General features: G+C 72.5%; 8 protein-coding genes and 1 pseudogene. 7 read left to right on the top strand and 2 right to left on the bottom strand.

The window, feature by feature from the left end:
• Window positions 1–17 precede the first annotated feature (17 nt).
• The 5 genes from REH65_RS13015 (at window position 18) to REH65_RS12995 (ending at window position 5286) form a co-directional block, all read left to right on the top strand.
• A complete protein-coding gene (locus tag REH65_RS13015) occupies window positions 18–1046 on the top strand; it encodes an alpha/beta fold hydrolase (RefSeq protein ID WP_406692622.1) in 1029 nt (342 codons plus the stop codon).
• A 99-nt stretch (window positions 1047–1145) separates the two neighbouring features.
• The gene (locus tag REH65_RS13010; protein WP_406692621.1) at window positions 1146–2180 is read left to right on the top strand and encodes a DUF3152 domain-containing protein; all 1035 of its coding nucleotides are present in this window, start codon (window positions 1146–1148) and stop codon (window positions 2178–2180) included.
• 170 nt (window positions 2181–2350) lie between these two features.
• Window positions 2351–3523 carry an adenylyltransferase/sulfurtransferase MoeZ gene (moeZ, locus tag REH65_RS13005; RefSeq protein ID WP_406692620.1) on the top strand — a complete coding sequence of 391 codons (1173 nt, stop codon included), beginning with the start codon at window positions 2351–2353 and terminating at the stop codon, window positions 3521–3523.
• A gap of 109 nt (window positions 3524–3632) precedes the next feature.
• Window positions 3633–4430: a TIGR02569 family protein gene (locus tag REH65_RS13000; RefSeq protein ID WP_281456376.1), complete on the top strand. Its 798-nt coding sequence runs from the start codon at window positions 3633–3635 to the stop codon at window positions 4428–4430.
• A 46-nt stretch (window positions 4431–4476) separates the two neighbouring features.
• The gene (locus REH65_RS12995; RefSeq protein WP_406692619.1) at window positions 4477–5286 is read left to right on the top strand and encodes a uroporphyrinogen-III synthase; all 810 of its coding nucleotides are present in this window, start codon (window positions 4477–4479) and stop codon (window positions 5284–5286) included.
• 75 nt (window positions 5287–5361) lie between these two features.
• On the opposite strand, the gene REH65_RS12990 is transcribed toward REH65_RS12995, so the two are convergent.
• Window positions 5362–5649: an MGMT family protein gene (locus tag REH65_RS12990; protein WP_406692618.1), complete on the bottom strand. Its 288-nt coding sequence runs from the start codon at window positions 5647–5649 to the stop codon at window positions 5362–5364.
• A 289-nt stretch (window positions 5650–5938) separates the two neighbouring features.
• A complete protein-coding gene (locus REH65_RS12985; protein ID WP_406693153.1) occupies window positions 5939–6856 on the bottom strand; it encodes a chitinase in 918 nt (305 codons plus the stop codon).
• A gap of 304 nt (window positions 6857–7160) precedes the next feature.
• Between REH65_RS12985 and REH65_RS12980 the strand changes: the two genes are divergently transcribed.
• Both REH65_RS12980 and REH65_RS12975 read left to right on the top strand, forming a co-directional pair.
• Window positions 7161–10343: an ATP-dependent helicase gene (locus REH65_RS12980; protein WP_406692617.1), complete on the top strand. Its 3183-nt coding sequence runs from the start codon at window positions 7161–7163 to the stop codon at window positions 10341–10343.
• Window positions 10340–13596, top strand: a pseudogene (locus REH65_RS12975) (ATP-dependent helicase). Before REH65_RS12980 ends, REH65_RS12975 begins: the two are co-directional and overlap by 4 nt.
• Window positions 13597–13636: the final 40 nt, after the last annotated feature.

The raw sequence follows: 13636 nt of genomic DNA, 5'->3' as shown, positions 1-13636 counted from the left end.
GACGGCATCCTGGTGCGATGACGACGCGTGCCACGGAGACCCACTCGCAGCGCTCCACCCGGCGCACCCGGCTCGACCGGGACGTCCTGACCAGGGTGCCGATGGTCGACGGCCTGCCCGAGCTGGACCCGCACCGGCGTCCGCCGGAGAGCCGCCGGATCGATCTGCCCGCCACCGCAGACTCCGCGGCCGCGTCGCTGCACGTCCGCGAGACCGAAGGCCCGGTGGGCGCGGAGACCGCCGTCCACCTGCACGGACTCGCCGGATCGTCGACGAACTGGACCGATCTGTCCGCCCAGCTCTCCGGTCACCTGCGCAGCGTCGCGGTCGACCTGCCCGGCTTCGGCCGCTCGGAGCCGCCCGAGGGCTTCGGCTGCACCCGGCAGGAGAACGCCGACCTGATCATCCGGTTGCTGACCGAGCTGGGTTCGGGAGCGGTGCACCTGACCGGCAACTCCTTCGGCGGGGCGGTGGCCGCCGAGGTCGCCGCGCGGCGACCGGACCTGGTCAGCACGCTGACGCTGATCTCCCCGGCGATGCCGGACCTGCGGCCGAGCCCGAGCCGGATCTCCGATCCGCGGTTGTTCTTCGCGCTGCTGCCGGTCATCGGCCCGCCGACCCGCCGCAGGCTCGCCGCGGTGACCCCGAGGGAAAGGGCCGAGCAGCTGCTGCGGGTGTGCTTCGCCGAGCCGGACCGCATCCCGCCGCACCGCCTCGACGAGGCCGCCGCGGAGTTCGCCGAGCGGGCGGGCCTGCCGTGGGCCGCCGCGGCGCTGGCGCAGACCACGGTGCAGCTGATGCGGTCGTGGGTGGTGGCGCCCGGCCGCTCGCTGTGGCGGTTGCTGGCCCGGATCGACACGCCCGCGCTCGTCATCTGGGGGGACAACGATCGGGTGGTTTCGGTTCGCAAGGCGCCACGCACGGCGACGCTGCTGCCGCGCGGACGCCTGCTGGTGATCCCGCGGACCGGCCACGTCGCCCAGATGGAGCGCCCGGCCGTGGTGGCACGCGCGGTGCTGGGCCTGGCCCTGTCCGACACCTGGTGAAACGCCGGATTGCGCAACCCGAGTGATCTTCTCCGGTTCGCTCACCCGTAGTGGTCGGTGTGACGAAGTGGGCTGGTCGGGCTGTGGCACGCTAGTGGGGTGACGCGTCCGCCGCAACCTCCCCGTGACTCCGAGGAAGACCGCCATCCGGCGGAACGTTCCGCGAGCGAGTCCCGTGGTCTGTCGGACCGGCCGCGCCGGCGCGGCGAACCGCCCCGGGGCGAGCCGCTGGCCGCGTCCTGGAACCCCGGGCGCCGCTACCGCGCCCGGCACCGCAAGAGCGTGCTCGGCCGCTACGGCTGGCGGGTCTACGCGCTGCCGCTGCTGGTGGTCATCACCGCGCTGGCCGTGCTGCAGACCGTGCGCCCCGGCGACGTCAACGCGGCCCTCACCGGCCCGCCGCCGATCGCCGAGCAGGGGCCGGGCGAGCCGATCGTGCGCGAGGCGCCGCCGAGCCAGACCTTCCCGGTGAACATGTTCTCCGCCGACCTGCCGCCCGGCGGCCCGATCCCCGAGACCGGGGCCCGCACCTTCCAGGTGCTGCCGGGCACCTCGCCGGTCGTGGGCGGCGGCCAGCTCTACCGCTACAGCGTCGAGGTCGAGGTCGGTGTGCAGATCCCCGACCCGAACGCCGAGTTCGGCAACCTGGTGCAGACGACGCTGTCGGACCCGCGCAGCTGGACCAACCCGCAGGCCGGCGGCATCTCGCTGCAGCGCGTCGACGACAGCGGCCCGCGCCCGGACTTCCGGGTGATCCTGGTCAGCCAGCAGACGGCCCGCGAGGCCTGCGACTACACCGACGGCGTGCCCTACGACAGCTCGTGCCGCAAGGGCGACATGGTCTACCTCAACGTGGCCCGGTGGGTGCGCGGGGCGGTGGCCTTCCAGGGTGACATCGGCAACTACCGCCGGTACCAGATCAACCATGAGGTCGGCCACGTCTTCGGCAACAAGCACGTCGGCTGCCCCGGTCAGGGCGCGCTGGCGCCGGTGATGATGCAGCAGACGTTCAGCGTCTCCAACAACGAGCTGCACGACCTCAACCAGGTCGCAGACCAGGGGACTCCGATCGACGCGAACGGCTTCGTCTGCCGCCCCAACGCCTGGCCGTTCCCGGTGGCCCCGGGCTTCTAGTCGAGCCCGTTCGGGTCGTCCCGGATGGTGGGAGCCGTTTGGGTTGGGGAATCGGATCGTTCAGGCTGACGTTGCAGATTCCGTGTTACCTCTTGAGGTACACGAGGACGCTTTCTTAAGGCATCGGCCGCGCTCCGCGATCGGTGCCGCCACCGGAGGAGGAGCTGGGAATGTCCGGCGCAACGTCGCTACCGCCGCTGGTCGAGCCGGCGTCGGAGCTGACCAAGGAAGAGGTCGCGCGCTACAGCCGCCACCTGATCATCCCGGACGTCGGGATGGACGGGCAGAAGCGGCTGAAGAACGCCAAGGTCCTGGTGGTCGGCGCCGGCGGGCTCGGCAGCCCGGCGCTTCTGTACCTGGCCGCAGCGGGGGTCGGCACGCTCGGCATCGTCGAGTTCGACGAGGTCGACGAGTCGAACCTGCACCGCCAGGTCATCCACGGGCAGTCCGACCTGGGCCGCCCCAAGGCCGAGTCCGCCAAGGACTCGATCGCCGAGGTCAACCCCTACGTCCAGGTCAACTTGCACAAGACGCACCTGACCTCGGACAACGCCCTGGACATCTTCCGGGACTACGACCTGATCCTGGACGGCACGGACAACTTCGCCACCCGGTACCTGGTCAACGACGCGGCCGTGCTGCTGGGCAAGCCGTACGTGTGGGGCTCGATCTTCCGGTTCGAGGGCCAGGCCAGCGTGTTCTGGGCCGAGCACGGTCCGCAGTACCGCGACCTGTACCCCGAGCCGCCGCCGCCCGGCATGGTGCCGTCCTGCGCCGAGGGCGGCGTGCTGGGCGTGCTGTGCGCCTCCATCGGCTCGATCATGGTCAACGAGGCCATCAAGCTGATCACCGGCATCGGTGAGACGCTGCTCGGCCGGCTGATGATCTACGACGCGCTGGAGATGAGCTACCGCACCGTCAAGATCCGCAAGGACCCGAACGCCGAGCCGATCAACGAGCTGATCGACTACGAGGCGTTCTGCGGCGTGGTCTCCGACGACGCGCAGCAGGCGGCGGCGAACAGCACCATCACGCCGCAGGAGCTCAAGGACATGTTCGATCGGGGCGAGAAGTTCGAGCTGATCGACGTCCGGGAGCCGCACGAGTACGAGATCGTCAAGATCGACGGCTCGAAGCTGATCCCCAAGGACCGCATCCTCTCCGGTGAGGCGCTGGCCGAGCTTCCGCAGGACCGCAAGATCGTCCTGCACTGCAAGTCCGGCGGCCGCTCCGCCGAGGCCCTCGCGGCGCTGCACAAGGCCGGTTTCGCCGACGCCGTGCACGTCGGCGGCGGTGTCCTGGGCTGGGCCAACCAGGTCGACACCAGCCTGCCGACCTACTGATCGGAGCTGTCGAGAGCGGTGCGCCGGTTCTGCCGACCGGCGCACCGCTTTCGCTTCTTCGCGGAGCGCCTGCTGCCGAAACACCGATCTTCGAGGTAGCGTCTGGCGCGTGAGTGCTACGCCGGAGCCGCCACCGCCGCACGTGTGCGCGGCGTTCGGCGCGCGAGTCGAGGAGCCGGAGGCGCTGGAGGGCGCGGTCGCGTGGCGATGCGGCGAGATCGTGCTCAAGCCGGCCGCCAACACCGCCGAGGCGGCGTGGGTCGCCCAGACCCTCGACGTGCTCGAACCCGACGACATCCGGATCTCGCGCCCGGTGCGCTCGACCGACGGGCGCTGGGTGGTGTCGGGCTGGTCCGCCAGCCGCGACGTCATGGGCCGTCCCGAACCGCGCCACGACGAGGTCGTGGCCATGTCGCTGCGGCTGCACGCCTCCAGCCGGTACCTGTCCCGGCCGCGCTTCCTGCAGCTCCGGCAGGACATCTACGCCCTCGCCGACCGGATGGCGTGGGGTGAAGAGGACTACGTGCTGCCGCAGGACAAGGGCGGCAGGCTCTACGACGTGCTCGCCGGTTCGCGGCGCCCGGTGCAGCTGCAGCCGCAGGTGGTGCACGGCGACCTGTTCGGCAACGTGCTCTTCGCCGGGGACGCCTCGCCCGGCGTGATCGACTTCAACGCCTACTGGCGACCCGCCGAGTGGGCCGCGGCCGTGGTGGTCGTGGACTCGCTGGCGTGGGGCGGTGCGGATCCGGCGATCGTGGAGCGCTGGTCGCACCTGACCGACTGGCCGCAGGCGCTGCTGCGCGCCCTGCTGTTCCGGCTCGCGGTGCACGCGCTGCACCCCCGCTCGAACGCCAAGACCCTGACCGGTCTGGAGCGCTCGTCCCAGATGGTGCTCGAAGTGCTGTGATCCGTCGCGCCTCGGTTCCGGCGCCGGTGTGTGTGACGATGTCCGGGTGCAGGACGTGTTGAGCGGTTTCACGATCGGGATCACGGCGGAGCGCAAGGCCGAGGAGCTCGGCAACCTGCTGGCCCGCCGGGGTGCTCGCGTGCTGTTCGGCGCCGCGATGCACACGGTCCCGCTGCCCGACGACGGTGAGCTCGCCGCCGCCACCGAGGCGGTGCTGTCGGCGCCGGTCGACTTCGTCGTGGCGATCACCGGGATGGGCTTCAAGGGCTGGGTCGAGTCCTCGGGCGAGGAGCTGGTGCGGCACCTGTCCGGTGCCCGGATCGTCGCGCGCGGTGCGAAGGCCAAGGGCGCGGTGCGCGGCGCGGGACTGCGCGAGGAGTGGACTTCGCCGACGGAGGAGTCCGCCGAGATCCTGTCCTACCTGCTGGAGCGGGGTGTGGCGGGCAAGCGGGTCGTGCTGCAGGTGCACGGCGATCCGATGCTGGAGTTCCGCCGCCGCCTGAGCGAGGCGGGCGGGGAGGTCGTGCCGGTGACGGTCTACCGCTGGACCGACCCGGTGGACCTGGACGCGCTGGACCGGCTCATCGACGCCGTCATCGCGGGGGAGGTGGACGCGCTGCCGTTCACCAGCGCCCCGGCCGCCACGAACTTCCTCGCCCGCGCCGACCGCACCGACCGCGGCGAGGCGCTGCGGAAGGCGTTGCGCGACGACGTCCTCATCGCCTGCGTCGGCCCGGTCACGGCCGCGCCGATCGCCGGAGCCGGTCTCCCGCACGAGATCCCGGACCGAGCCCGCACGGCAGCCCTGGTCAAGCTGGTCACTGACGAACTCCCGGCCCGCACCTCAGGTGCCTGACCTGGGCAGGTCGATCCTTGCCCCGCGCAACGGCCTCGACCTCGGCGGACACGCGCGGGCGTGTTGTCGGGGCGGTCAGTCGGCCCAGCGGTGGTCGCGCATGTTGATCCGTCCGTCTCGGGCGAGAACGCCCTCGGCGCGGAGCAGTTCGAGCTGGCGGTGGCGCAGGTGCTCGGCGACGGTCCCGTTCGACCGCAACACCCGGTACCAGGGGAGGTCCGCGGTGTCCTCGGACATGATCCGCCCGACCAACCGAGGCGAGCTCAGCCCGGCCCGCGCCGCCACGTCCCCGTAGGACAACACCTTCCCGGGCGGGATCGACGCCACCACGGCCCTGACCCGCTCGAAAGTCTCCTCGTCCACCACCCGAACCTACCCCACCGGACCACCCGGTTTTCCTCGGTCGACGTCCCCTCCGACAGCGAAGTTCTCATGAAAACCGTCCCACCCCCGAGACGGGACGGTTTTCATGAAAACTTCGTCCCTCCTGACTGAGGAGAACCCCGTGGAGAGGTCATCTACCTCGGAGTGGGGGAAGTTTTCATGAAAACTTCGCGGTGTTCGGGAGGGGACAGTTTTCATGAAAACTTCGTCCCAACACGCGACGACCCACCCGGGGGAGGGTGGGTCGTCGGGGTGGGAGTTCCCGGGGTCAGCCCTGGAAGCCTGCGACGATCTTGGAGAAGTCCCAGTCGCCCTGCTCGATGCCGCTGCAGGAGTCGACGGCGCCGCCGCTGCAGGGGCGGTCGCGGTTGACCGACCAGAAGGTGAAGCGGCCGAGGCCGTTCTGCTTGGCGTAGTCGGCCATCTTCTGGAACGCGGCCTGGTCGACGATCTCGCCCTCGACGTCGGTCTTGCCGTTCATCGACGAGATGCCGGAGTGCGCGTAGGCGTCGGCGTCGTCGTAGCCGAACGCGGCCTTCAGCGCCTCCTTGAGGCCCTCGGTCGCGGAGATGGTGTCCGCGGCCATGTCGGAGCCGTTGAAGTCGAACGGCATCTGCGTCCAGACGTCCACGTTCGCGCCGACCTCGGCGGCCTTGGCGAACATCGCCTTGCCGTTCTCGTTCGGGCCGGTGGTCGTGGTCGGGAAGGTGACCACGGTCTGGACCTCGGGGTTGGTGTCCTTGATGATCTTCAGCGCCTCGACGACCATGTCGCGGGAGGCCTGGTTCTCGAACTCGGTGGCCTCGATGTCGATGTCGATGGCCTTGAGCCCGTAGGCGTCGATCACCTTCTGGTAGGCGCCGGCCAGCTGCTGCGCGTCGCCGCACACCGAGCTGAGCTTGGTGCCGGAGTAGCCGCCGATGGACGGGATCACGTCGCCGCCCGCGCCGCGGATCGCGTCGATGGTGGCCTTGTCCTGGCCGTCGAGCGGGCGCTGGCCGTCCCAGGCGGGGTTGCAGCCGCCGTCTGAATTGATGAAGGCGAGGGTGAAGTCCTTGATCCCGGTCGCGTTCATGACGTCGGCGGGCGCGGGCGGGCTGCCCCAGCCGTTGTACAGGTACGGCGAGGCGGCGACCGGGCTGGTGGCGGCCGGGCTCGGGGCGTCGGCGGGCGCTCCGGCGCTCAACGCCGGAGCCGCTCCCGCGGCCAACGTGCCGAGGACGGCGGCGCCGGCGAGCAGGCTCGTGCGGATCTTGCTCACGCTTCCTCCTTCTTCGGGGTGCGTCGCGCTGTCGGGGTGCGCGAATTCGCAGGTCACAGGCGGGGGAAGCCTGCGATGCAAGGAAATCTGCCAGAACCCAAAATTGGTATGCACCACCAAACGCCGGAGTCCGATCCCAGCATTCACAGTTGGAAATCCCAGATAACCGGGCCACATCCCGGCGCGCCCAGCAGCGATCTTGTCGCGCTGACGTGGTTCCATTCGGTGCGTGCCTGCAGCGACCTCGCCCGTTCTCGTGCGCCGCGCCGAGACCGCGCGCCGCGCCACGACCTGGGACGAAGCGGGCCGCCGCGCGCTGGAGCACTCCTTCGGATTCCTGCGCGTGCTCGGCGGTCCCGGCACCGGCAAGTCCACGTTGCTCGCCGAGATCGCCGCCGACCGCATCCGGAACCGGGACGTGTCCCCGGAGAACGTCCTCGTGCTCACCTCCAGCCGCCGCGCGGCGTCGTGGATGCGCACCGAGATCACCCGGTTGCTCACCGGCTCCGGCGAGGACGTCCGCACCGCCCCCGAGCCGCTGGTGCGCACCGTGCACTCCTACGCCTTCGCGGTGCTGCGGCTGCAGGCGGTGCGCGACGAGCTCCCGCCGCCGCAGCTGCTCAACGGCCCCGACCAGGACGCCCTGGTCCGCGAACTGCTCCAGGGCGACGTCGACGAGGGCGCCCGCGACTGGCCGGAGACGCTGCAACCCGCGCTGACCGTTCCGGGTTTCGCCGAGGAGCTGCGGGACCTGCTGCTGCGCGCGGCCGAACGCGGCGTCGACCCGGACCGGCTGGTCGCCCTGGGCCGCGAGCACGGACGCCCCGAGTGGGTCGCCGCCGGTCGCTTCGGGCGGCAGTACGAGCAGGTCACGCTGCTGCGCGGCGCCGGGGGTTCGCAGGCCGCGGCGCTGGACGCGGCCGAGCTCGTCGGGTCCGCGCGGCTGGCGTTCGCCACCGACTCCGGGCTGCTGCGGGCCGAGCAGGACCGGGTCCGGTACGTGCTGGTCGACGACGCGCAGCACCTGGACCCGCAGCAGTTCCAGCTGATCCGCACGCTCGGCGACACCGCCACCGAGTTCATCCTCGCCGGTGACCCGGATCAGGCCGTGTACACCTTCCGCGGCGCCGATCCGCGCTGCCTGCTCGACTCCGATCCGGGCGGCGAGGACACCGCCGTGCTCACCGTGGACCACCGGATGTCGAAGTCGGTGCGAGAAGCCGTGCAGCGCTTGGCCTCCCGGCTCCCGGGGCACGGGCCGCAGCGCCGCCTGGTCGAGCCGGAGTCCGACCAGGACGAGGTCGCGGGCGCGGTGCAGGTGCGGTTGCTGGCCACGGAGGCGCAGGAGGCGGCGTGGGTCGCCGACCAGCTGCGCCGCGCGCACCTGCTCGACGAGATCCCCTGGTCGCGGATGGGTGTCGTGGTGCGCTCGACGGGCCGGTCGTTGCCGGTGCTGCGTCGCGCCCTGCTGGCCGCCGGGGTGCCGATCGCGCTGCCGGTCGACGACGTGCCGCTGTCGCAGCGCGCCGCGGTCCGCCCGCTGCTGACGCTGCTGCGCTGCGCGGTCCGCCCGCACGAGCTCGACGCGGACGCGGCGGCGCTGCTGCTGTCCTCGCAGCTCGGCGGCGCCGACCCGCTGGCGCTGCGCCGGTTGCGGCGCGGTCTGCTGCGGCTCGAATCGGCTTCGGGCGCAGCGCGTCCCAGCGGTGAGCTGCTGGTGGAGGTGCTGCAGGACGGTGACCGGCTCGCCGCGCTGGAGGACTCGGCCGCCGAACCGGCCCGCAAGGTCGGTTCGCTGCTGCGCACAGCGCGCGACTCGGTCGACAAGGGCCAGACCGTCGAGGAAACCCTGTGGAAGGTCTGGAAGGCCTCGGGTCTGGAGAAGCGCTGGGTCGCCCAGTCCGAGCGGCACGGCGTCACCGGCGCGCAGGCCGACCGGGACCTGGACGCGATCGTGGCGCTGTTCGACGCCGCCGCCCAGTTCGTCGACCGCTCGCCCGGCAACGACGCGGCCGGGTTCGCCGACTACCTCACCGAGCAGCACATCGCGGGTTCCTCGCTGGCGCCGACCGCGCCGCGCGACAACGCGGTGCAGATCCTCACCGCGCACGCCGCGAGCGGCCAGGAGTGGGACGTGGTGGCGGTGCCCGGCGTGCAGGAGGGCAGCTGGCCCGACCTGCGGTTGCGCGGGTCGCTGCTCGGCGTGGAGCAGCTGGTGGACGTGCTGTCGGGGATGACCGGCGAGCGCGTCTCGGCGACCGCGCCGCTGCTGGCCGAGGAACGTCGCCTGCTGCTGGTCGCCGCCAGCCGGGCGCGGCGGAGCCTGCTGGTCAGCGCGGTGCGCGGGGAGGACGAGCAGCCGTCGCGGTTCCTCGACGAGCTCGACGGCGTCGACAGCGACCCGGATTCCGCGGAGCGCCCGATCGCCCGCCCCGAGCGGGGTCTGACGCTGGCCGATCTGGTCGGGGAGCTGCGCCGGGTGGTCTGCGACTCGGAGGAACCCGAGGAGCGCAGGAAACGCGCCGCCGCTCAGCTGGCCCGGCTGGCCGCCGACGGCGTGCCCGGTGCCGACCCGGACACCTGGTACGGCCTGCCCGTTCCGTCCACCGATGCTCCGCTGGTCACCGGCGACGATCCGGTCAAGGTCTCGCCCTCCACGGTGGACATCCTCGCGAAGTGCCCGCTGCGCTGGCTGGTCGAGCGCAACGGTGGTCAGGACACCGCCGAACTCGCCGCCGTGACGGGGACTCTCGTGCACGCGCTGGTGCAGGCCGCCGCCGACGGAGCCGACACCGCGCAGCTGCACCAGGCCCTCGACGAGGCGTGGCAGACCGTCGACGCCGGGGCGCCGTGGTTCTCCCGCAAGGAGCGCAAGCGCGTCGAGGGGATGCTCAACGCGTTCGTCGTGTGGCTCGTGCAGTCCCGCGCCGAGCTCACCCAGATCGGCGTGGAGCGCGACCTCGACGTCACCGTGCAGGGCCGCGAGGGCGGGCCGTGGCTGCGGCTGCGCGGACGGGTTGACCGGCTGGAGAAGGACGCCGAGGGCCGTCCGGTCGTCGTCGACGTCAAGACCGCGAAAGCCCCGGTCAGCAAGGGCGATGCCGAGGAGCACCCGCAGCTGGCGGTCTACCAGCTGGCCGCCGCGCTCGGTGCGTTCGGCGGCGAGGACGACGAGCCCGGCGGGGCCCGGCTGCTCTACGTCGCCAAGTCCGACCGCAAGGGCGCGGCCACGGAGCGCGCGCAGGAACCCCTCGACGAGGACAAGATCAAGGTGTGGCTCGACGTGGTGCACAGCGCCGCCGAGTCCAGCCTCGGACCGGCCTACGTGGCCAGCGAGAACACCGACTGCCCGCGCTGCCCGGCGCGCACCAGCTGCCCGGTCCACCCGGCGGGGAGGCAGGTCTCGCAGTGATCACTCCGCAGCGGATCGCCCAGGCGCTGGGCCTGCACGAGCCCACGCCCGAGCAGGCCGAGGTCATCGCCGCCCCGCCCGAACCGGCCCTGGTGGTCGCGGGCGCGGGCGCGGGCAAGACCGAGACGATGGCCGCCCGCGTCGTCTGGCTGGTCGCCAACCAGCTGGTCACGCCGGAACGGGTGCTCGGTTTGACGTTCACCCGCAAGGCCGCTCGCCAGCTCGCCGACCGCGTGCGGGCCCGGCTGCGCCGGCTCGCCGGTTCCGGGCTGCTCGACGAGGTCGACCCCAGCGGGCAGCTGCGCTCGGCGGTGCTCACCGAGGAACCCACGGTCCTCACCTACCACGCCTACGCGGGCCGGATCGTCGGTGAGCACGGCCTGCGCGTGCCGGTCGAGCCCGGGGCGCGGCTGCTCACCGCGACCGCGTCCTGGCAGCTCGCGCACCGCGTCGTCTCGACCTGGACCGAGGACCTCGACACCGACAAGGTGCCCACCACCGTCACCGGCTACCTGCTGGCGCTGGCCGGTGAGCTCGCCGAGCACCTGGTCAGCCCCGACGAGCTGCGCGCCCACGCCGACAAGCTCTGCGAGGCGGTGGAGAACGCGCCGCGCGCCAAGGGGCAGCGCGCCAACCTGCCGCAAGACCTGGTGAAGGTCGTTGCCGCGCAACGGCTCCGGGCCGCGATGCTGCCGCTGGTCGAGGAGTACGGGCAGCGCAAGCGCCGCGAGGGCGCGATGGACTTCGCCGACCAGATGTCGCTGGCCGCCCACCTCGCCGCCGGTCACCCGGAGGTCGTCGAGGGCGAGCGCGCCCGCTACGGCGCCGTGCTGCTCGACGAGTACCAGGACACCGGCCACGCCCAGCGCGTGCTGCTGCGGTCGCTGTTCGGCGGTGACGCCGACCCGCTGCCGGTCACGTCGGTGGGCGATCCCGCGCAGGCCATCTACGGCTGGCGCGGCGCGAGCGCGGCGAACCTGCCGCGCTTCCGCACCGACTTCCCGCGCACCGAGGTCGATAGGCGCGTGCCCGCGCACCGCTACGGGCTGCTGACCAGCTTCCGCAACCCCGACGAGGTGCTGCGGGTGGCCAACGCGGTCTCCGAGCCGCTGCGCCGCATCGGCCTGGAGGTCGACGAGCTGCGCGCCCGCGACGGCGCCGACGACGGCGACATCCGGGTGCTGCTGGCCGAGCACGTGCGCGCCGAGCGCGAGTGGGTCGCCGACCGCATCCACGCCCAGTGGCAGTCGTCGATCGACGAGACCGGCCGCCCGCCGACGGCGGCCGTGCTGGTGCGGCGGCGCGCCGACATGGCCGACATCGCCGTGGCGCTGCGCGAACGCGGCCTGCCGGTGGAGGTCGTCGGCCTCGGCGGGCTCCTCGACGAACCCGAGGTTCGGGACCTGGTCAGCGCCCTGCGGCTGCTGGTGGACCCGCTGGCCGGAACCGCCGCGGCCCGGCTGCTCACCGGGTCCCGCTGGCGCATCGGCGCCGCCGACCTGGCCGCCCTGTGGGAGCGGGCGCGGGAGCTGGGCACCCAGTTCTACGGCGAACCCGACTCCGACGACCCGGCGGCCGTGGTGCACGCGGCGATGCCCGGCGAGAACGCCGAGCAGGCGGGCCTGGCCGACGCCCTGGACGACCCGGGCAAGCCCGAGCGCTACTCCGAGCAGGGCTTCGAGCGCATCCGCAGGCTCGGCGGCGAGCTCGCCGCGCTGCGGCGGCGCCTGGACCAGCCGCTGCCCGAGCTCGTCGCCGACGTCGAGCGCACGCTGCTGCTCGACATCGAGAGCCTGGCCCGCCCGAGCGGTGCCGGGCGCATCCACCTCGACGCTTTCGCCGACGTCGTCACCTCGTTCACCACCGCCAGCCCGTCGGCGACGCTGCCGTCGCTGCTGGACTACTTCGCCGCCGCCGAGCGCGCCGAGGACGGTCTGGAACCGGGCGAGGTGGAGGTCGCCGACGACCGCGTGCAGATCCTCACCGTGCACGCCGCCAAGGGTCTGGAGTGGCAGGTCGTGGCCGTTCCGCACCTGGTCAACGACGTCTTCCCGGGCAAGCGCAAGGCGTCGTCGTGGCTGCGGTCGGTGACCGCGCTGCCCGCCGAGCTGCGCGGCGACGCCCCCGACCTGCCCACCCTCGACGTGGACCGGCTCGACGGCCTGGACCGCAAGGAGCTCAGCGAGGCGCTGAGCATCCACGACGAGGACTTCGAGGCCCGCCGCCTCGCCGAGGAACGCCGCCTGTTCTACGTCGCGGTGACCCGCTCGGAGCGCACGCTGCTGCTGTCCGGGCACTGGTGGGGCGAGACCGGCGACGGCCCAAGGGCCCGTCGGACTTCCTCACCGAGACCGCGCAGGTGGTGCACGACGACAAGGTCGGCGTCATCGACGAGTGGTGCCCGGCGCCCGACGAGGACGCCGAGAACCCGCTGGCCGACGAGGTCCGCTCCGCCGAGTGGCCGGTGGACCCGCTGGGGCCGCGCCGCGAATCCGTCGCCGAGGGAGCGGAACTCGTCCGCGCCGCGATGTCCACTTCGGACTCCACTTCGGACTCGGCGGTGGACGACGAGGACCCGGACGGCTGGGCCCGGGACGTCGACGTGCTGCTGGCCGAGCGGGCCGCCGCCGCACAGCGCCGCGAGCAGGTGCGGCTGCCGGACCACCTGTCGGTGAGCCAGCTCGTCGAGCTCGCCGGCGACACCGACGCGCTGGCCCGCAGGCTTCGGCGGCCGCTGCCGTACCCGCCGAACCCGATGACCCGCCGCGGCACGGCCTTCCACGCCTGGCTGGAGCACCGGTTCACCTCCTCGGCGCTGCTCGACGTGGACGAACTGCCCGGCGCCGCCGACGATTCCGCTCCGCTGCACGAGGACCTCGCCGAGCTGCAGGAGGCGTTCCTGCGCGGCTCGTGGGCCGACCGCACGCCGCACCGGGTGGAGGTGCCGTTCGAGACGCAGGTGGAGGGGATCGTGCTGCGCGGCCGGATGGACGCCGTGTTCGCCGACCCCGACGGCGGCTGGACGGTCGTGGACTGGAAGACCGGGGGAGTGCCGGGCGGCGACCAGGTCCCGTCGCTGTCGGTGCAGCTGGCGGCCTACCGGCTGGCGTGGGCGGAGCTGTCCAGGACGCCGCTGGAGAAGGTGCGCGCCGCGTTCCACTACGTGCGCCACGACTACACGCTGCGACCTGCGGATCTGCGCGATTCAGCGGGTCTGCGCGAGCTCATCACGGCGGTCCCGAAGAACGGCTGAAGGTGTACACGTTCGGGTGGTGGAGCTTGAGTTCGGCGTG

Origin of the sequence: Saccharopolyspora sp. ID03-671, from assembly GCF_045278815.1 — a bacterium.
Lineage (GTDB): Bacteria > Actinomycetota > Actinomycetes > Mycobacteriales > Pseudonocardiaceae > Saccharopolyspora > Saccharopolyspora ipomoeae.
This window is presented reverse-complemented; position numbering and strand designations above follow the sequence as displayed.

Bases quoted from the DNA above. Each gene is read 5' to 3' on its own strand.
- moeZ (WP_406692620.1), top strand. From the start codon at position 2,351: ATGTCCGGCGCAACGTCGCTACCGCCGCTGGTCGAGCCGGCGTCGGAG.
- REH65_RS13015 (WP_406692622.1), top strand. From the start codon at position 18: ATGACGACGCGTGCCACGGAGACCCACTCGCAGCGCTCCACCCGGCGC.